Origin of the sequence: Burkholderia sp. Cy-637, assembly GCF_011753175.1 — a bacterium.
Taxonomy (GTDB): Bacteria; Pseudomonadota; Gammaproteobacteria; order Burkholderiales; family Burkholderiaceae; genus Burkholderia; species Burkholderia gladioli.
On record NZ_VWWC01000060.1, the window covers coordinates 1 to 21,136 of the forward strand.

General features: G+C 68.3%; 8 protein-coding genes. 7 read left to right on the forward strand and 1 reads right to left on the reverse strand.

Annotated features, from left to right (window positions below):
• Window positions 1–1,170: glycosyltransferase family 9 protein (locus F3J10_RS17320; protein ID WP_167242591.1), on the forward strand; the 1,170-nt coding region annotated here is incomplete at its 5' end.
• Window positions 1,171–1,371: 201 nt separating this feature from the next.
• Window positions 1,372–14,124, forward strand: coding sequence for a filamentous haemagglutinin family protein (locus F3J10_RS17325; RefSeq protein ID WP_167242592.1), 12,753 nt, complete (start codon window positions 1,372–1,374; stop codon window positions 14,122–14,124).
• Between the two features lie 500 nt (window positions 14,125–14,624).
• On the opposite strand, the gene F3J10_RS17330 is transcribed toward F3J10_RS17325, so the two are convergent.
• The gene (locus F3J10_RS17330) at window positions 14,625–15,908 is read right to left on the reverse strand and encodes a substrate-binding domain-containing protein (protein ID WP_167242593.1); all 1,284 of its coding nucleotides are present in this window, start codon (window positions 15,906–15,908) and stop codon (window positions 14,625–14,627) included.
• Between the two features lie 624 nt (window positions 15,909–16,532).
• On the opposite strand from F3J10_RS17330, the gene gspF reads away from it, so the two are divergent.
• From gspF to F3J10_RS17355, 5 genes are all read left to right on the forward strand, one after another.
• Window positions 16,533–17,750, forward strand: coding sequence for a type II secretion system inner membrane protein GspF (gene gspF, locus F3J10_RS17335; protein ID WP_167242594.1), 1,218 nt, complete (start codon window positions 16,533–16,535; stop codon window positions 17,748–17,750).
• A 14-nt stretch (window positions 17,751–17,764) separates the two neighbouring features.
• On the forward strand, window positions 17,765–18,328 hold the full coding sequence (locus tag F3J10_RS17340; RefSeq protein ID WP_167242595.1) for a GspH/FimT family pseudopilin: 564 nt from the start codon (window positions 17,765–17,767) through the stop codon (window positions 18,326–18,328).
• Between the two features lie 77 nt (window positions 18,329–18,405).
• Complete coding sequence (locus F3J10_RS17345; protein ID WP_345791215.1) at window positions 18,406–19,296, forward strand: secretin and TonB N-terminal domain-containing protein; 891 nt, start codon at window positions 18,406–18,408, stop codon at window positions 19,294–19,296.
• A gap of 6 nt (window positions 19,297–19,302) precedes the next feature.
• Window positions 19,303–19,851 carry an RNA polymerase sigma factor gene (locus tag F3J10_RS17350; RefSeq protein ID WP_167242596.1) on the forward strand — a complete coding sequence of 183 codons (549 nt, stop codon included), beginning with the start codon at window positions 19,303–19,305 and terminating at the stop codon, window positions 19,849–19,851.
• Window positions 19,852–19,860: 9 nt separating this feature from the next.
• The gene (locus tag F3J10_RS17355) at window positions 19,861–20,853 is read left to right on the forward strand and encodes a FecR domain-containing protein (protein ID WP_167242597.1); all 993 of its coding nucleotides are present in this window, start codon (window positions 19,861–19,863) and stop codon (window positions 20,851–20,853) included.
• The last annotated feature ends 283 nt before the right edge of the window (window positions 20,854–21,136 follow it).

Consider the following 21,136-nt stretch of genomic DNA (forward strand, 5'->3'; position numbering starts at 1 on the left):
GGCCCGCAGGCCGAGCTGCTCTCGCAGCGCGCGCTGACGCTGCAAGTGCTGGGCCGTTACGAGGAGGCGCTGGCCGCCCACGCCGAGGCGGCCGCGGTGCCGGCCGATACGGCGCGTGCGCTGCTCACGCGGGCGCTGGCGCGCCAGCAGGTCGGCCGTCACCAGGCCGCGCTCGACGACCTGCTGCTGGCGCGCCGGCTCGATCCGCATCACGGCGAGGTGCTGCGCAGCGAGGCGTTCTTCCATCTGCAAAGCGGCGATTTCGAGCGCGGCTGGGCCAGCCACGAGGCGCGCTGGCGCGCGACCGATACCGCGCTGACGCGCCGTCACGCCGAACGGCCGGCCTGGGACGGCGCGGCCTCGCCGGCGGGGCGCACGCTGCTGCTGCACGCCGAGCAAGGCCTGGGCGACACCCTGCAGTTCTGCCGCTACGCAAGCCTGCTCGCGGCGCGCGGCGCGACCGTGCTGGTCGAGGCACCCGCGCCGCTGGTCGGCCTGCTCGGCACGCTGCGCGGCGTAAGCCGCGTGTTCGCCGACGACGAGCCGCTGCCGGCCTTCGACCTGCAGTGCCCGATGATGAGCCTGCCGCACGCGTTCGGCACCACGCTCGACACGGTGCCGGCCGCCACGCCCTACCTGCACGCCGAGCCGGTGCGCCGCGAGGCTTGGGCGCGCCGGCTCGACGCCGTCGCGCCGCCGGGGCGGATGCGCATCGGCCTGGCCTGGTCCGGCAACCCGCGCCACGCCAACGACGCGAACCGCTCGATGCCGTTCGCGATGCTCGCGCCCTGGCTGTCGCTCGACGCCTGCTTCGTCAGCCTGCAGCCGGCGGTGCGGCCGCGCGATGCCGAAGCCTTCGCGGCCAGCGGCGTGCTGGAGTTCGGCGCCTCGCTGGCCGATTTCGCCGAGACCGCCGCCCTGGTGGACGCGCTCGACCTGGTGATCAGCGTCGACACCTCGGTGGCCCACCTGGCCGGCGCGCTGGGCCGCCCGCTGTGGCTGCTGCTGCCGCGCGTGCCCGACTGGCGCTGGCTGCTCGATCGCGAGGACAGCCCCTGGTATCCCGACGCGACCCTGTTCCGCCAGCCGCGGCCCGGCGACTGGCCGGCCGTGGTCGAGCGCGTGCGCGCGGCGCTGGCCGCGCATCTGGCCAGCCGCGGCGCGGGCTGAGCCGGGCGGGCGTCTGTGACAAAAGCTACGGACCATTCCGGCTCACCCGGAAAGGTCCGTAACACCCGCCATCGAGGCGCCACGCGGGATTCGTATGTTTGCTCGATTCCGGTCGTCTGTCTTTTCGTGACGGGCACAGGCCGGGGACGGGATCGGCGCCTCAGGCGCCACGCACAAAATCTATCGGGTTCGGGGTGAGGGATGGCAGCAAACGCACGCACAGCACGACAACACGACCGGACGCTCTCGCGCGCCGTCCCCAGATCGGACCTGCGTCCGGTTTGCCGCGCCATCGCGCTGCTGCTGGCGGCCGGCGTGTCGGCGCAGGCGCACGCGGGGCTGGTCAATCTCGGCGCGGCCATGCCGCGCCCCTCGGGCAGCGCGGCCGGCGTGGCCGGGCTGGGCGCCACCACCAACCTCGGCATGTCGCCGCAGGCCGCGCTGCAGGCCAGCCAGCCCTCGATCCGCAACCTCGGCTACACCGCGCAGGCGATCGCCGCGCAGATCGCCGCCCAGCACGCGGCCGCCGCGGCGGCCGCCGGTGCCGCCTCGAACGTGCCGAACGGCCTGGCGCCGGGCGGCCTGCAGGTGGCGGCGGGCGCCTCGTCCGACCCGAACAACCCGGTGCTGTGGATCAACGCGAACGCGCCGGCGCAGAGCGTGGACGCCAACGGCCATGTGAGCGTCGACGTCCAGCAGACCGCGCAGAACGCCGTGCTGACCTGGCAGACCATGAACGTCGGCCGCCAGACCACGCTGAGCTTCGACCAGTCGGGCGGCACCCAGACCAACGGCGCCAACAACTGGGCCGTGCTGAACCGCGTGATCGACCCGAGCGGCCGGCCCAGCCAGATCCTCGGCAGCATCACGGCGCAGGGCGCCGTCTACGTGATCAACCGCAACGGCGTGCTGTTCGGCGCGGGCTCGCAGGTCAACGTGCATTCGCTGGTGGCCTCGTCGCTCGACCTGCTGAACATGAACGACTACAACCAGACCCTGCTGAACCAGGTGCCGGTGGTGGCCGACAGCACGCTCGCGCAGGACGCGGCGGGGATCGTGGCGAGCAACAGGCAGTTCCTCGCTTCGGCCGCCGGCAGCACCGGCGGGCTGGCCGCCAACGAGGCGGGCAGCAGCGGCAACGTGAGCGGCAACACCTCGATTCCCAACGAGGTGCTCGGGCTCGGCAACAACGTCAACCTGAGCTCGGCCAGCCAGTACCAGCCCTGGGGCGACGTGACCATCGAGCAGGGCGCCTCGATCACCACGCATGCCAACGGCACCGCCAGCGACGGCGGCTTCGTGATGATCGCCGCGCCCAACGTGAACAATGCCGGCAGCATCTCGGCCACCGACGGGCAGGTGATCCTGGCCGCCGGGGTGGGCGTGAGCCTGAAGCCGAATTCCGCGCAGCCGCAACTGCTGCTGCCCGAGCTGAGCGGCTCGATCTCGCTCTACAACCCGCAGACGGGCGCGTCCTCCGACATCACGCCGGTCGGCTCGCTGGTCAATACCGGCATCATCCAGGCCTCGCGCGGCAACGTCAGCCTGCTGGGCGGCCGGGTCGACCAGAACGGCGTGGTGGGCGTGACCACCAGCGTCAACACGCCGGGCACCATCACCATCTCGACGGTCGACGAATACCAGTCGAACAATCCGCTCGGCGCGGCCTACACGGGGCTGTCGCAAGTCACGCTCGATGCCAGCGGCGGGGGCCTGGTCGCGCATCGCGCCGGCCTGCTCGGCTTCGGCCCGGATTCGGTCACCGCGGTGCTGCCCGACAACAACGGCCAGACCGCCACCTCCACGCCGGGCGTCACGTTCACGCCGGGCAGCATCGCCATGACGGCGGGCTCGGTCTGGTTCCAGGGCGGCTCGATGATCGAGGCGCCGGGCTCGACCGTGTCGGTCTCGGCGCTCACGCCTTCGCTGGCCGGCCTCAGCTACACGGCGGACCTGGCGCAGAGCGCGGTGCCGGGCCGGATCTACCTCGACCAGGGCGCGACCATCGACGTGTCCGGGCTCGCCAATGTCGAGCTGCCGATCTCGAGCATCCTGCTCACGGTCGACCGCCTGGGCGGCAACGAACTGGCCGATTCGCCGCTGCTGCGCGACGGTTTCCTGTTCGGCCTGAAGGACGTGGTGGTGGACAGCACGCTGAGCGGCACGCGCAGCGACGGCGTGCAATGGGTCGGCAGCCCGATCCTGAACCTGGCCGGCTACGTGAACCTGATGCCGCGCACGGTGGACCAGCTGCTGACCAACGGCGGCACCATCGTGCTGTCGGGCAACGAGGTGATGACGGCGGCCGGCTCGTCGATGAACCTGAACGGCGGCTACGTCCACTACGACGGCGGGATGGTGAACACCACGCGGCTGGTCGACTCGAACGGCGCGATCGTGCCGATCGGCCAGGCCAGCCCCTACGACACCTATGTCGGCATCGCCGGCCAGTTCGTCGAGTCGCACCCGCGCTGGGGCATCACCAAGACCTGGTACAACCCGATGCAGACGGGCGGCGTGTACCAGCCGGAATTCATCGTCGGCGGCAATGCCGGCACGCTCGACATCTATTCGGTGGCCGGCACGGTGCTCGACGGCGATATCAGCGCGCAGGCCTTCGGCGGCTCGAAGCAGACGCAGGGCAACGACCTGCCGTCCGGCGGCACCTTCAACCTGGGCGCCGACCCGGCGCTCAAGACCTCGCTGGTCAACGGCACCTGGAACGGCACCGCGGCGGTGTCCGGGCAGAGCGGGCTGGTGGTGCTGCAGGACCAGGCGCCGCAGCTCGACGACCTGTCGCCGAACTTCTCGGTGTCGACCGCGCTCGATGCCGCCGCGCTCGGCGCCCTGGCGCCCACCGATCCGAACAACCTGCTGGCGACCACGGTGGTGCCGGTCGATACGCTGAACAAGGGCGGCTTCTCGAACCTGAACGTCACCGAGGACAAGACCTCCGGCGCCGGCTTCGTGGTGGCGGAAGGCACCCAGTTGACGCTGCAGCCGGGCGGCTCGATCTCGCTGAACAACCAGGCGCCCAGCGGCATGGCAAACGTGCTGGGCAGCCTGATCGCGCCGGGCGGCAAGATCTCGATCATCACCGGCGGCGATATCGTGGTCGGCCCTCAGGCGACGCTGAGCGTGGCGGGCCAGTGGATCAACAACGACGTGCAGGCCGATCCCGACACGACGCCGGGCAGCAGCCAGTACCTCAACGGCGGCAGCATCACGCTGGCCTCGCGCGCCAACAGCGCGAACGACAGCCAGCACACGGATACCTCGGGCTCGATCGTGCTGCAGCAGGGCAGCACGATCGACGTGTCGGGCGGCGGCGAGATCCAGTCCAACGGCCAGTTGCTGACCAGCAACGGGATTCCCGAGGGGCAGGGCGGCAGCCTGGCGCTGATGACCTATTACGCGCCGCAACCGCCGTTCGGCCAGACCAGCGACGGTGGGCCGGCCTTGCCGGTCAACCAGCCGACCCATGGCCATATCCTGATGAACGGCACGATCCTCAGCCAGGGTTTCTCGGGCGGCGGCACGCTGAGCATCCAGGCGCTCGGCTTCCAGATCGGCGGGGATCCGTCTTCGGCGCCGTCATGGGCGATGACGCTGCCGGCGAGCTTCTTCTCGCAGCAGGGTTTCGGCAAATACGTGCTCAACGCGCTCTACGATGCCACCATCGCGCCCGGCACGACGCTCACGGTGACGCAGCGCAACCTGATCCCCGACGTGGCGGCATTACAGCATGCCGCGACCGGCGCCAATCTGAACAGCGGCGGCCTGACCGGCTCGGGCACGCTCGACGCCTACCATCGCCAGCCCACCAGCTTCGTGATGACGGGCGGCGGCGATGCCTCGTGGGTCACCACCAGCGGCGATGCACCGGCCTATGCCGGCGTCACCGGTGCCGTCACGCTGTCGGCGGGCGCCTCGATCGTCGCCGACGCGGGCGCGAGCATCGGGCTGGGCTCGTCGCAGCAGGTCACGGTGCTGGGTTCGATCATCGCGCCGGGCGGCTCGATCACGCTGAACGCCGGCGGCGGCGTCGACGCGGCCGCCTTGCCGGGGCAGTCGAACCGCGGCGGCCTGAGCAATACCCGCTCGGTATGGCTGGGCCCGGATGCGCTGCTCGACGTGTCCGGCGTGGCGCTGGCCAATCCGCTCGCGGCGCCGGTCAAGATCGGCTCGTCGACGCTCCAGCCCGATACCGGCAAGGTGCTGCCGGGCGGCTCGGTCACGCTGTCGAGCGACAACGGCTACGTGGTCGCGCAGGCAGGCTCGGTGATCGACGTGTCGGGCAGCGTCGCCAGCTTCGACGCCCTGCAGGCGAACGGCAGCTATGCCTCGCAGCCGATCTGGAGCAACGCCGGATCGATTACCTTCGCGGCCGGCTACGGCCTGTTCGCCGACGCGACGCTGGAAGCTCATGGCGGTGCGCCGCAAGCGGCGGGGGGGAGCCTGACGATCCTGCCCAGGCAGAACAGCGACGCGGGCGCCACGGCGCTGGTGATCCGCCAGGACGGCGAGCTGACGCCGGCCGGCCTCGCGCCGGGCGGCGACTTCAGCCAGGCGATCGATCCGACTACGGGGTTGCCGATCGGCACGCCGACCGGCGTGATCCAGTTCGCCGCCGACCGTCTCGATGGTTCGGGCATCGCGAACCTGGTGCTCGGCAACGGCGCGGCATCGACCTTGCAATCGGCGACGCCGCCCATCGTGTTCGCCGGCGACGTGAAGCTCTCGCTGCCGGGTTCGGTGATCCTCAATACCGAGCGCATCGCCGCGATCGGCATGGACCAGCTCTCGACGCTGCTCTCGACGCCCGCGCAACAGCCCAGCGGCGGCGCGGCACCGAAAACGGTGATCGCCACCATGCTGGATCAGCCGAACCAGCCGGCGATCGGTACCAGGGTGGAGATCGACGCGCCCTACGTGGGGCTGATCGGCACGCCCAACGACGTGAATGCGCCTGCGTTCGCGCCAGTCGCGACGCTGTCGAACGCGCGCCTCGACATCAATGCCTCGTTCATCGACCTGTCGAACCAGATCCAGCTGAACAACTTCGGCCAGTCGAATTTCAGCAGCAGCGGCGACATCCGCCTCAGCTCGAACAAGCTCGGCAGCACCGGCAACACGTTCAGCCCGGGCGTGCTCTATTCGCCGGGCAACCTGACGTTCACGGCGGCCGATCTCTATCCGGCCACCGGCAGCACCTACATCATCGATGCGGTCGGCCCCGTCGATGCCGGCACCGGCAAGCCGCTGCCGACCACCGTCACGTTCGCCTCGAACGGCACGTCGGGCACGCCGCTGTCGGCCGGCGGCTCGCTGCTGGTCGATGCCACCGACATCGTGCAGGGCGGCACGGTGCGCGTGCCCTCGGGCACGCTGATCCTCGGCGTCGGCGATCCGACCGACAGCGCGACCAAGGCGCTGTTCGGCAACCTGCCGCAACTGGTCGCCACCGATTCCGTGCGCCTCACCAGCGGCAGCGTGACCTCGGTATCGAACGGCGGGATGGTGATTCCCTACGGCACCACCGTCGACGGCGTGGAGTGGCAATACACGCCGGTGGTGGGCTCGCAGGCGGTCGACCTGAGCGCGCCGCCGGCCAAGTACATCGGCGTGAACGGCAGCAACGTGTCGCTCGCCCCCGGCGCGACTATCGACCTGTCGGGCGGCGGCGACCTGCAGGCCGCCGAGTGGGTGCCCGGCACCGGCGGCACGCGGGACGTGCTGTCGCAATACACGGTCAGCTATGCGAACTCGTCGGCGGGCGCCGCGGTGCCGACCAATGTCGGCGGATCGAACGTCTACGCGATCCTGCCCGGCACGCAGCAGCCGGTGGCCGCCTACGACCCGATCTTCGCGCAGACCACGCAGCCGTCGAGCGCCGGCAGCGCGACCGGCACCACCACCGCCACGCTCGGCCTGGGCCAGGCCGGCATGGGCGACGCGCTCGGCAAGTCGGTCTATCTGTCCGGCGTGCCGGGCCTGCCGGCCGGCTACTACACGCTGCTGCCGGCCAAGTACGCCACGCTGCCGGGCGCGTACCGCGTGACGGTGGCGAGCACCTCGGGGACGTCCGCCCCGGGCGCGAGCATGAGCCTGCCGGACGACACCGTGGTCACGGCCGGCTACTTCGCCAACTCGGTGACGGGCAGCCGCAGTGCCTCGCCCACCCTGTTCGACGTGCAGTCGGGTGCGGTCTGGCAACAGTATTCGCAATACACGCTGACGGGCGCGAACAGCTTCTTCACCTCGCTGGCCGCCAGCAAGGGCAATGTCACCCCGCCGCTGCCGGTGGACGGCGGCCAACTGGTGCTGGCCGCCACCAGGTCGCTGGCGCTGGGCGCGGCGCTGAACGCGGCGGCCGGCCCCGGCGGCGCGCCGGCCGAGGTGGACATCGCCTCGCAGGACATCCAGATCACCGGCAACGGCAGCAGCGCGCTGGCCGGCTACCTGCAGATCGACGCTCAGGGGCTCGACACGCTCGGCGCCGGCAGCCTGCTGATCGGCGGCACGCGCTCGGCCACCGCCAGCGGCATCACCATCACGCCGATCGCCAATAGCGTGGTGGTATCCAACGACAGCGGCAGCTCGCTCACGGGCCCCGAGATCCTGCTGGTCACCAAGTCCGATGCCGGAGGTACCGATCCGAATGCGGACAACGGCTTGCGCATCGACGCGGGCGCCTCGATCGTGGCGAACGGCAGCTACCCGGCCGCCAAGGACCAGCCGATCACGATCGCCGGCGACGGCGCCTTGCTGCGCGTCTCGAACGGCGCCTCGGTGGGACTCACGCGCACCGGCTCGACCGGCAGCGGCCTGCTGACGGTCGGCGCGGGCGCCACGCTCGCCGGCGGCCAGGCCTTGCTGATCGATTCGTCGGGCGACCTGAAGGTCGATCCGAGCGCGGTGCTGTCGGGCCATGCGATCACCGTCGACGGCTCGGCGATCACCTTCACCAATGCCACCGGCGGCGCGATCGCCGACCTGCCCGGCTTCGTGATCAGCCCGGCGGGCCTCGCGCAGTTCGCGAATGCCGACCAGGTGACGCTGCGCAGCTACGGCAACATGGCCTTCCTCGGCGACGTGACGGCCAGCTTCGGCAACAGTGTCGACCTGAGCGCCGGCACCTTCAGCAGCGACGGCGGCCAGGTCACGCTCGACGCGCCGCGGATCGCCTTCACCAACGAGGCCGGCGCCACCAGCGCCACGGCCGTGGCGGGCAGCGGCTCGCTGACGGTGAATGCGGGGGAAATCGACTTCGGCACCGGCAGCAAGAACCTGAGCGGCTTCGACAAGGTCGACATGACGGCCAGCCAGGGGATCGCCGGGCAGGGCACCGGCAGCTTCGACTTCGGCGCGGTGCCCGTCACGCTGAACGCGCCGGTCTATCTGGCGGACACGAGCTCGAACGCCACCATCAAGACCACCGGCACGCTGACGCTGAACGCCGGCCCGGGCACGGCGCTGTCGCGCACGGCGCTGGGCGGGGCGATCGACTTCGTCGGCGGCACCCTGCTCGACAACGGCGCGACGATCCTCGCGCCGGCCGGCAACGCCACGCTCGAGGCGAGCAGCGGCAAGCTGACGATCGGCAACGGCTCGACCGTCAGCTCGGCCGGCGTGTCGAAGACCTTCTTCGACGTCACGGCCTACGCGCCGGCCGGCAACATCTCGCTGATCGCCGACCAGGGCACGGTGGACGTGCAGGCCGGCTCGACGCTCGACTTCTCGGGCGCGAACGGCGGCGGCGCGGCGGGCTCGCTGACGCTTTCCGCGCCGGACCAGACCGTCAACCTGAACGGCACCCTCAAGGGCGGCGCGGCCAGCGGCTACACGGGCGGCTCGCTGGCGCTGAACACCGGCGGCGCGCTCGACCTCGATGCCTTCGCGGCCACGCTGGCCGTGAGCGGCGTGAACGACGCGCTCAACATCCATACCAAGACCGGCAACCTGACGCTGTCGGCCGGCAATACGCTGACGGCGCGCTCGGTCTCGCTGAACGCCGACGGCGGCGCGGGCAACGCGGCCGATACCGCGAACGGCAACGTCAACATCCTCGGCACCATCGACGCCTCGGGCACGGCCGGCGGCGAGATCGACCTGTTCGGCCACAGCGGCGTGGACCTCGAGGGCACGCTGCTGGCGCGCGGCTCGGATCCGAACCAGCGCGGCGGCAAGGTGGTGATCGGCACCAATGGCGTGTTCGATCCGAACCAGGCCAATCCCTACAACGCCACCTACGGCTACGAGAACATCGATCCGACCCGGGCCGGCACGATCCGGCTCGGCGCCGGTGCCCTGATCGACGTATCGGGCGGCACCGCGGGCGGCCTGTCGGGCGGCACGGTCAGCTTCCGCGCGCCGCTGCTGGCCGACGGCACCGTCAACCTGATCATGCCGGCCGGCGGTTTCGACACGGCGCACGGCAAGGGCATCGTCGGCTCGCGCGCGACCTCGCTGGAAGCCTATGCGGTGTGGAGCACCACCGATGCGACCACGGGCGCGCAGCACTTCGACGGCATCATCGATCCGTCGGGCTGGTTCGACAGCAAGGGGAACCTGCTGGCGGGGACCTTCACGGCGCAGGACGCGAACGGCACCTCGTTCAGCTTCACGCCGGATGCCAATGGCGACGGCGGCGGCAAGGTGACGAATAACTCGAGCGGCGTTTCGGCGACGCTGACCCAGGCGCAATTGCAGAACGGCGACGCCGCGATCGGTTTCGGTGGCTTGTCGAACATGTACTTCGCGCCGACGGCGGCGAACGCGGATCACGAGAGCTTCTACGGGTATCAGAACGGCGACGCCAGCGCCGCGGCGCCGGGCACCTTGATGGGGTTCGTTCAGCACGGGCTCGACACGCTCGTCAATCCGCTGGTGGCGGCAGGCGTTGCCAACGCGACCACGGTGCCGGGTATCGAGCTCGACAATCCCAGCCCCGCGATCAATGGCGGCAATATCTCGGTGCTGAGCAACTGGAACCTGGGTTCGGGGGCGTCGGCAAGCAATCTGGACTACCGCTTCGACGGGCAGGCGCCGGTCATCACGCTGCGGGCCGAGAACAACGTCAAGGTCAAGGCCAGCCTGAGCGATGGGTTCTTCCAGATCGCCAATCCGACGGGCGGCGGCGGGTCGATTACCGTGCCGCCGCTGTCGTCGTACGGCGCGACGTCGACGCTGTTCAACGAAGCGTCGGGTAGCTACGGCGCTAACTACGGAGCGGGTTACGGGCTCAGCTATTGGTCGGGACGAGGCTTGTCGTCAGGGCCCGGGCAGCCGAGCGGAGGCACGTCCGATGAAATCGCCGAGTATTACGCCTTGTATTCGGCTTACGCGAATTATCTGACCTCATCCGATCCTGCGCTGGCTGCCATCATTACGCCGGGACGCGATTTCGACATTGTCGAGACGATGAGTCAGCTCAACTCCGTAGGCGTTTTCCGGCCCGGTCAACCGCTTGCACCGACTGCGCCGTCGGCAGCACAACAGGCCGCGGACCCTGGTTCCTACCTGATCTATCTGCACGACTACGAGACTTATTACACGGCACTCGCCAACTGGTTCAAGCAGCATGCGACCACGGTGCCGTCGCTCCAGGTGCTCGTCGCGCCGACGGTTCAGGCGGTGTCGGTAATCGGTACGCCGACAATCAGTTTGCCGAGCGTGACCGACAACACGCCGTCGCCCGCCGCGGTGGCAAGCAATCCACTTCCGCTATTGTCGGCCTCGCTGGCAGGAGGCAGCAGCAGTTCGTTGCGCATCGTGGCGGGTGCAGACAATGCCAGCGCGAATCCGCTGGCCTTGCTGGCGCCTCGGGCTGCTGCGGTGGATTCGGGCGGCAGTGTGGTTCTTGACGGCCATACGAGCTATCTGGACAGCAACGGATTGCAATTGCTGGCGCCGACGATGATCCGGACCGGCACGGGTTCGATCGATATCGCGGCATCCGGGAACATTTCGCTATACGACACCACGCAGGTGCCCGATGCCACCACCTTGCTGGTGCCGGGTGTCATCTACACCGCGGGAACACCGGTAGCAGGCGCGCCCAGCGGCAACGCATCAGCGTCAATCGCACATCCGGCGGCAAGCGGTGCGATCAGCTATCCGGACATCTTCGTGACGCCAACGGTCAATCCGGATTCGGCGGGAGATATCAGTCTGAATGCACTGGGAAGCATTACCGGCGCCGAGCAGTTGACAGATACGACCGGAGCGGTGACGGGCACCAAGGGCAGCAGCCTCGCCCAGTTCTGGTGGCAGTGGATGCAGGTTGGTAATCCCACTGGTTCGGTCGGGGCAATCAGCCCGGTGACACAGACGGTCCAGACCTCGATCAATTTCGGCGGCTTCGACCAAGGCGTGATGAGTGTCGGCGGCAATGTCGCCGTGACGGCGGGTGGCGACATCCGCGATCTATCGGTGTCGCTGCCCACCACCTGGTGGCTCTCCAATGCGAATACCGATAGCCCGACCGTCAATACCGTCGGTGGAGGAAACCTGACGGTAAGGGCCGGCGGGGACATTCTGAGCGGCACGTATTTCGTCGCCAAGGGTACCGGAACGATTGCATCTGGTGGAAAGATCGCGCCGGACTTCTCGGTGGCAGCGACTTTCAGCGGCCAACCGCCCGTCAATGTGTCGACCATCCTGGCACTGCAGGACGCCACGCTGGACGTGACGGCACGCCAGGGCGCGGACATCGGCAAGATCGTCGATCCTTCCTATGTAATCGGTGCGCAGTCCGGGGCTTACGCCATTCTTCCGGATGCGCAGGGATTCTCCACGGATTCGCGTGTCGACGTCGCATCGACCACGGGTAACGTGGCGCTCGGCACGATGACGAATCTCTCGTTCATTGGCGGCGGCCGGGTGGCACCGTCACAGCCCGGCCTCAATGACATGTCCTTCGTGTTGCCTTCCACCGTCGATCTGACGGCATTCGATGGCGGCATCACGATCGCTTCCAGCGGTGAACTCGCGCCTTCGCCGACGGGCAATCTCTCCTTGCTGGCGGATCAGTCGATTTCGATCTCGAGCAACGCCGCCATCCTCAATTCGAACCAGTTAGCCAATGTTTTCGGCATGCTGGACAGCAATCCTGCCGCCATGCCGTCGCCGGCCAATCCGTTCGTCGACGTGCCGTTGCTGACCCAGACGAACCTGGCCGCGCACACGTCCAGCCTGCATGCGGACGACACCGAGCCGGTGCGTATCTACAGCCTGAACGGCTCGATCGTGGACGGCACGCCATTGGCCGGAACTGGCGCTCAGCTTTACCAGAACATGACCGTGATCGCTGTCGACAAGCCGGCACTGATCCAGGCCGGCCAGGACATCGTCAACCTGTCATTCCAGGGGCAGAACCTGAGGACTTCCGATATCACGCGCATCCTGGCAGGGCGTGATATCTACGACACGCCTCTGCCGGCAAACAATTCCAATCCGGTCACCCCGGCAATCGTGCTGGGCGGCCCCGGCACCCTCGACGTGGAGGCGGGACGCAACATCGGACCCTTGGCGAACCTGGTTCAGGCATTCTCGGCGCATTCGTTCAATGGCGCGACCTACACCGGCATCGATGCGGTCGGCAACGCGCTCAATCCGTTCTTGCCTCATGAGAGCGCGAACGTCAATGTCCTGTTCGGCGTCGGCCCGGGCGTGGACTTGCCGACATTCTCGGCAAGCTACATCGATCCGGCCAGTGCGACGGCGGTGAGTGCCAATACGACACCGGCGCTGATCGCGTTCGTCGAGCAATACCAGGCGGGGAAGGTGGTGGACACGGGGCTGGTGAAGGATCGGCCGGTGCCGACGCAACTCACGGCCGAACAGGCCTGGAATGTGTTCCAGACGCTGCCTGTCCATGTCCGGCAACTGTTTGCCGAGCAGGTATTGTTCGGCGTGCTGACCAGCGTCGGCGAGGACTACAACAACCCGGCGAGCCCGTTCTACCAGAAGTACGCGCGGGGTTTCGACGCCATCAACACCCTGTTTCCGGCGTCGTTCGGCTATACGGCAAACAACCTGACCGGCGGCAGCAATGGCGCGAACCAACTGATCCAGACGGGCGACCTGGATATTCGCAACACCACGATCCAGACGCAGCAGGGCGGCAATGTGTCGATCCTCGGACCGGGAGGCCAGGCGCTGGTGGGCAGCACCTCCGCGCCGCCGGAACTGATCGACAACCAGGGCAAGGTTGCCGTCGGGCCGGGCTCGATGGGTATCCTGACGCTCGAGAAGGGTGATGTCGACATCTTCACCGATCGCAGTCTGCTGCTGGCCCAGAGCCGTGTGTTCACCGAGCAGGGCGGCGACATGACGATCTGGAGCTCGAACGGCGACATCAATGCCGGCAAGGGCGCGAAATCCTCCGCCGATACGCCGGCGCCGCAGTATGTCTGCGATGCGAATCACTACTGTACCGTCGACGCGCGCGGCGAGGTGACCGGGGCGGGTATCGCCACGCTGCAGAGCATTCCGGGTGTGCCGATCGGCACGATCAACCTGATCGCGCCTCGTGGCACCGTCGATGCCGGCGATGCGGGGATTCGCGCCGGCAACATCAACGTCGCTGCCTTGCGCGTGCTCAATGCCGACAACATCCAGGTGACGGGGCAGTCGACCGGGATCCCGGTGATCCAATCCGTCAACACCGGCGCCTTGAGCGCGGCCAGCTCGGCGGCGTCGGCGGCCAGCCAGATGGCGCAGGACCTGGCCAGGAACAACGCTTCGGGCGGTGGTGTTCGTCGTTGGACGATTTCCGTGCAGGTCGAGGGGTTTGGCGACAGCAACGACGATGCGCGAAAACGCCGGCGTAGCGATGTCAGCTACGATTCCTCGAATTCGGTATCGGTAGTCGGCTTCGGGCGGCAGGAGGGCGCGGCGCAACGCGCAGCCTTGACGGCAGAGGAGCGAGCGCGGCTGGGCAAGATATGAGGATGTGAGCGTCGATGAAACCGCCGCGAATCGCGGCGGTTTTTTTTATCTTCACCGACCTGGGATGGAATCGGAGCAAACGCTTGGGATACCCATGTTCGGAACGAAGTCGCCCGTGTTGTTCGGGCAGTCATTTCGAGTCGCGATAGCCCGTTCGGGGGTTGCCGACCGGTGGCGGTATTCGCGGTTCGATTGGTTGGCCGTGGCCGGCTGGATCGTCGGGACCATGACTGGTCCGAAGCCCGAGTCGCGCGTGAGAAGTTCGGCGTGCGTGTTTGACGGCGCTTTGCGAATGCGCTGCTGTCGTGCGCATCGAGGACACGGGCTCGAGTCGTGCCGCCGGCCGAATCCGTAGACGTCAGACTGCCACCTTGAATGACCCGAGTCGGTGTTCGGGATGAATGATCAGCGTGGGCGTGGCGAAAAAAACCGCGCCTCGAGTTGCCTCGAGGCGCGGTTTCGGTTGCCGCGCGAGTGGCTGTCGGCCCTCGGAGGCGGATTTAGCGACCCACCACCGAACCCGTGCAGACGCTGGCGTTGCCGATGTTCAGGTTGAAGCCGCTGGAGTTGCCCAGGAAGTCGGCCTGGATCGCGGTCAGGAACGATGACGGAACCGTGTCGAAACCATTGCCGTGAACGGTCGCCGCGTAGCCGGCGTCGGTGTAGTGGTCGTTCAGGAAGCTGAGAACGGCGGTCGTGACGTTCGGATCCTTGTAGCACTGGCTCAGGATGATCTGGCTCGTGCCCGAGACCGGGTAGCCCGTCGACGGGTTGCCGGCAGCCGGCACCCAGTTGAGTTGGTTCGAGGCGCCCGGCTTGCCCGTCGGCACGGAGGCGGTACCCAGCGCCAGCGTGGCGTTCGTGTAGTTCGGTGCGTAGTACACGCCGTTGGCCGTGTTCTTGACGCTGGCCACTTGCAGTTGCGCCGCGCCGGCAGCCGTCACGACCGAGCTCGACGGAGCCAGGAACGTGTTGGTGTAGTCCGGGCTCAGGTAGGCGACAGCGGCCGTCGACGAGTTCGTCAGGGCGGTGCGCACGCCGCCGCTGCCGCTCGCGCCGATGAACGCGGGCGCCGCCGGGATACCGGCCGGGAACGAATCCGTGAAGGTCAGCGAGTCCTTGAACGTCACGCCGGCGGCGGTGTTGCCGGTCGTGCAGACGGCTGCCAGATGGCGCGTCAGCAGTTCCGTCGTGCCGCTGCCGTCGGTGCGGTAGATCACCGAGATCGGGGCGCTGTTCGGATAGGCCGAACCCGTTTCCGGATTGATGACCTGGTTCCAGTTGCTCAGCTTGCCCGAGAAGATGCCGCACAGGTCGTCGTCGTTCAGCGCGATGCTGTGAGCCTGGCCCGGCGTGGTTTGCGGGGTGGTCGTGCTGGTGATCGACTGGCCGTTGTTGACGATCGGGAAGGCGATCGGCGTGACGATGTACGGAACCTGGATCAGCGGGCCGTTGGTGGCGCCGAGGCCCGTCTTGTAGCTGGCGATCTGGGCCGACAGCAGGGCGGCGTCGCTGTTCGCGAAGTCGACCGTGCCGGTCACGCCGGCGCCGAAGAACGTCGGCTGGTTGCCGAGGAACGCGCTTTGGCCTGCACCCGAACCCACCGAGAAATACGTGAACGCACCAACGCCGGTACCGAACGAGGTGATTTCCGCGCCGATCGTCGGAGCGACCAGCGACGAACCGCCACCTTGGATAACCGGAGCGGCCATGGCGGCCGAAGCACCGAGGCCCGACACAACGAGAGCCAGAACCTGGCAGATCTTGCGCTTGCTGGACTTCATGCGAATTCCCCTGAACATGAATGAATGGAGACTGCTGTTGCTTGCTGCGGCCAGACGTGTGTGATGCCGCGGAAGAACTGTAGTGTGAATTTGTAAAATCGAGTGTGAATTTTTAATAGCAGAAGGTGCGTAACATTTTGGTCGTCGTAATCGTTTGCGAGCGCATTTATATCGGCTTGGTAAAAATATCCGAATATCCGGAAATGCGTTCTGCATGTAATCGTTTTTATTTCCGATGGTGGTGCCCGTGTTCGCCGGAATGCCTTGCGGCGCGGTGCTAGCGCAGGCGCGAGGCAGTTTCGTGTCGAATGTTACGGAGCATTCCCGGCGTATGCGGATGTCCCGCTATCTGGATATGGATCGGTCATGAGGCGGCGATCTCGATAATCATCCCGGGGAATTGGGCGATGTGATTTCATTTCGTGACGGGATGAATCGATTGAATATTGGAATTGAATGCGTCCACATCGTTTCTGGTCCGTGAATCGAATCTCCGAGAAAAAAGGTAGCCCAACATCCGTCATAAATCTGCGCCGGTTGATTGCTTAATCTCGCCCGATGATTCCGCCTTCGCATCGGGCGGCTTCATTCATCGAAGTGACCTGCCTTATCGAAGGACGAGACATGTCGGCATTCCGCTACGAAGCGATCGATCATTCCGGCCGCACGCTCAAGGGTGTGCTCGAGGCGGACAGCGCCCGCGCCGGGCGCGGCCAGTTGCGCACGCAAGGCCTCACGCCGCTGGTGGTCGAGGCGGCCGCCTCGCGCCGGCAGGGCGATCGCAAGCGGCGCCTGGCGCTGGGCCGCAAGCTCTCGCAGCGCGAGCAGGCGGTCCTCACGCGCCAGCTCGCCAGCCTGTTGACCGCCGGGCTGCCGCTCAGCGAATCGCTGACGGTGTTGAGCGAGCAGGCCGAGCGCGATTACCTGCGCGAGCTGATGGCCTCGATCCGTGCCGAGGTGGTGGGCGGCCACACCTTCGCCAACGCGCTCGCGCAGCACCCGAACGATTTCCCCGAGATCTACCGCGCCCTGGTGGCGGCCGGCGAACACACCGGCAAGCTCGGCCTGGTGCTGTCGCGCCTGGCCGACTACATCGAGCAGAGCAATGCGCTCAAGCAGAAGATCGTGCTGGCCTTCACCTACCCGGCGGTGGTCACCATGATCGCCTTCGGCATCGTCACCTTCCTGCTCAGCTATGTGGTGCCGCAGGTGGCGAACGTGTTCACCAGCACCAAGCAGGAACTGCCGACGCTGACCATCGTGATGCTGGCGCTGTCGAACTTCGTGCGCCACTGGTGGTGGGCCACGCTGGCCGGCGTGGCGGCGCTGGCGTTCCTGGTCGGCAAGATATTGTCGCGGCCCGCGCCGCGCCTGGCCTTCGATACCTGGTCGCTGACGGCGCCGCTGATCGGCAAGCTGGTGCGCGGCTACAACACGGTGCGTTTCGCCAGCACGCTGGGCATTCTCACGGCGGCCGGCGTGCCGATCCTGCGCGCGCTGCAGGCAGCCGGCGAAACGCTCTCGAACCGCGCCATGATCACCCTGGTGGACGACGCGATCGTGCGCGTGCGCGAGGGCACCTCGCTGTCGCGCGCGCTCGGCAATACCAAGACCTTTCCGCCGGTGCTGGTGCACCTGATCCGCTCGGGCGAGGCCACCGGCGACGTGACCACCATGCTCGACCGCGCCGCCGAAGGCGAATCGCGGGAGCTGGAGCGCAAGACCCTGTTCCTCACCAGCCTGCTCGAGCCGCTGCTGATCCTGGCGATGGGTGGCGTGGTGCTGGTGATCGTGCTGGCGGTGATGATGCCGATCATCGAGCTGAACAACATGGTGCAGTGAGCGACGAGGCCGGGATGAACCGATTGCGTCATGGTGCCGGCGGCCGGGCCGGCGCGGCGGGCAACGATGCCGACCTCGGCCGTCGCAGCGAACGCCCGCGCCGGGTGCATGGCCGGCGCGGCGAGGCCGGCTTCACGCTGATCGAGATGCTGGTGGTGCTGCTGATCGCGGGGCTGCTGGTGGCGGCCGTCACGCTCGCGCCCACCCGCAACCGCCGCGGCGAACTGGCCGAGGATGCGCAGCGCCTGGCCAGCCTGCTCGAATCGGCCGGCGACGAGGCGCAGGTGCGCGCGCTGCCGATCGCCTGGCAGCCGGTCGGCGGCGGCTACCGCTTCCTGCAGCGCACCGAGGCCGGCGCCTGGGTGCCGATGGGCGACGAGCTGTTCCGGCCGCGCCGCTGGGGCAGCGAGGTGACCGACGTCGCGATCCGCTACAGCGACGGCGGCAAGTCGGTGCCGCGCGTGGTGATCGGCGACGAGAGCATCGACGCGCCGATCACCATCAGCCTGTCCTCGGACTCGATCCGGCTCGAGGTGGTGTCGACCGGCATCGGCAATTTCATGGTGCGCAGGCCGTGAGCCGGCGGCGCGTCGCGTCGCGCGCCGCCGGGCGATTGGCGCCCGCCGCGCGCTGAATCGTGGCGGCGGCACGGCGATTGCTTCGCGCGCGTGCATGGGTCACCGGACTGTCACACGCGATGCGCACAATGAGACGTCCGATCGCCGCGGGGCCGATCAACGGGCTCGCGGCGCCGAATCGAGGCGGGCGTCGACCACGCCATTCCTCATCCGGCCAGGGTTACATGACACGTTTTCGGACGCCGACCGGGCGCTATGCGCTGCTTGCCTGCCTGATGCTGTGGCTGGCATGGCCCGCCCGGCAGGGGTTCGCCCAGACGGCGCCGGCGCCGCGAACGGCCGGCGCCGTCGTGCATTTCGAGCTGCCGGCGCAGCCGCTGGCGCGGGCCTTGCAGAGTTTCGCCAAGGTCACCGAGCTGGTGGTGCTGGCGCCGGCGCCGCTGCTGGAAGGGCGCATCAGCACGGCGCTGACGGGGGATTACCCGCCGCGCGAGGCCTTGCAGCGCGTGCTGGCGGGGACCGGCCTGAAGGCCGATTTCACACAGCCGGACGAAGCGATCATCGTCGCCGATCCGGTACCGGGGCGCGTGGCGCAGGCGCCGGCCGACGGCACGCCGGACGGCGCGCTGCCGATCGATGGCGTGGACGGCTCGCAGGAGCGCCGCAGTTTCGCCGGCAGCCTGCAGGCCGGGCTGATCGAGGCGCTTTGCGCGCAGCCGGCGGCGGTGCCGGGCGATTATCGATTCGTGGCGCAAGTACGCATGGACGAAAAGGGGGCGGTGGTGGCGGTCAACAAAGTGGCATCGAGCGGTTCGGCCGCACGCGATATGGCGATCCTGCGAGCCCTGCGCACCTTGCGGCTCGACATCGCGCCCCCGGCGGACCTGCCGCAGCCGATCACGATCCTGCTGCGCCCGATCGGCCAGGGCGTGCATTTCCGCTGCCCCTCGGCAGCCTCCGGGAACTAGGCGGCCATGTCCGACACTTCCCGCGCGGGCCTCAGGAAGCTCATCGCCTCGCGCTACGCGCATCTGGTGCGGCGCCTCGAGCGCGCCACCGGCTCCAAGGACAATGCCGCCGACGCGTTGCACGAAACCTGGCTGCGGCTGGAAAACGCCAACGTCTCGAGCCAGGTCGGCAATGCCGACGCCTACATCATCGGCATGGCGCACAATGTGGCGATCGACCAGCATCGCCGCGAGCGGCGCCACCTGCACGACGACGATGTCGAGGCGGTGCTCGAGGTGCCCGACGAGGTGGCCGATCCGGAGCGGATCGTGGCGGCGCGCCGCAAGGTCGAGACGCTCAAGGAGGTGCTGCGCGGGCTCACGCCGCGGCGCCGCGCGATCCTGGTGGCCGCGCGCGTCGACGGGCTGCTCAATCGCGAGATCGCCGAGCAGTTCGGCATCTCGCTGCGGCTGGTGGAGAGCGAGCTGAGCGCGGCGATGAAGTACTGCCTGCAGCGCATGCAGGAGGAAGGTGATTCGTATCCGGGTTCGCGCGGCGGCCCCCGTAAATTTTGAGCATCGACGATGAGCACAGAGCTTGACCCCGCCAACGACGCGCACGACACCGCCAGCGCCTGGTTGCTGCGGCTGCGTTCGGGCGAGGCCGGCGCGGCCGATGTCGACGCCTTCGAGCGCTGGTCGGCCGAGCATCCCAAGGCCGCCGGCCAGTTGCGCGAGACCTGGGGCGCATTGCGTGTCGCCGCCGCTGAGATCGCAGAGGAAGACCGCGCGCGCGGCACGGCCTGGACCGGCGTGGCAAGGCGCGAGCGCGCGATGCGCACCGGCCGGCGCGCCTTCGTCGGCTTCGCGGTGGCGGCCGGCGCCTCGTGGCTGGCGATCCGCCCGCCGCTCGGCCTGTGGCCCTCGCTGGGTGACCTGGCCGCGAACTACCGCACCGGCACCGGCGAGCAGCGCCAGATCGCGCTGTCCTCGCGCGTGACGGTGGAGATGAACACGCAGACGCGCGTCGACATGATCGCCTCGAACGATGCGCAAGGCATCGAGCTGGTATCGGGCGAGGCCGAGATCGACGCGGCGGCGCCGGTGCCGGGCCGCGTCGAGCCGTTGCGGCCGGTGACCGTGCTGGCCGGGCGCGGCCGCCTGCAGGCGGCGGTGGCGCGCTTCAACGTGCGCCGTGCCGACGGCCAGGTCTGCGTGACCTGCCTGTCGGGCACGGTCTCGCTCGAGCATCCGGGCGGGCGACGCACGCTCAACGCCGATGAACAGGTGAGCTACGACGAGCGTCGCGTCGAAGCCGTGGCGCGGGCCGACATGGGCACCGTGACGGCCTGGCGCCGTGGCGTGCTGGTGTTCAACGACGTGCCGCTGTCGGACGTGGTCGAGCAGATCAACCGCTATCGTCCCGGCAAGGTGATCCTGCGCAATCCCGCGCTGGGCGAGAACCGCATGCAGGCGCAGTTCCCGATCGCGCGCGTGGACAGCGTGATCGACCTGCTCGGGCGCCTCTACGGCGCGCATATCACGCGCCTGCCCGGCAATATCGTGCTGCTCAGCTGAGCGTGCTTGCCGGCATGCGCGGCGTCATCGCCCGCGCATGCCGGGGCGATCCTGCCTGCCTTCCCCTCCCACCGTCTTTCCCTCATCCCCCGGTTCTTTCCCTTGCCGCTCGACGACGTCTCGTCGCGATTCCTCTGCGGGTTTGCCCCGGCTCGAAGCGACCTTGTGATTGAGAGGCGCTGTCGCGCGGCCGTTCCGAGGCGGCCCGGCGACGCGCGCGCCGATCCGGCGCGGCGAGGGCCATGCGCGCTGGTGCGGCGCGCGCGCACGAGACGGCGAACAA